Origin of the sequence: Knoellia aerolata DSM 18566 (genome assembly GCF_000768695.1) — a bacterium.
In the GTDB taxonomy this organism is placed as follows: Bacteria; Actinomycetota; Actinomycetes; order Actinomycetales; family Dermatophilaceae; genus Knoellia; species Knoellia aerolata.
In genome coordinates, this window is sequence record NZ_AVPL01000220.1 from 1 (window position 1) to 231 (window position 231).

1 protein-coding gene is annotated in these 231 nt (G+C 73.2%); it reads right to left on the bottom strand.

The window, feature by feature from the left end:
• Positions 1-231: hypothetical protein (locus tag N801_RS22335; RefSeq protein ID WP_211254772.1), on the bottom strand; the 231-nt coding region annotated here is incomplete at both ends.

Consider the following 231-nt stretch of genomic DNA (forward strand, 5'->3'; position numbering starts at 1 on the left):
CCCGCGTGCGCAGGCTGCGGTCGGCGCGGTGGATGGCGCCGGCTTCCTGCAGGGTCAGCACCGCGCCCGACAGGCCGGCCCCGGTTGCCAGCGGAATCCGGTTCACCACCACCATCTTGCCGCCGAGCCGATGCACCGATTCGGCTTCGCGCTTGCCGCTGCGCAGCACCTCGTCCAGCGACAGCGCCGGCGATATTTCCTCCAGCCTTCGTCCGGCCAGGCCGGCGGCGG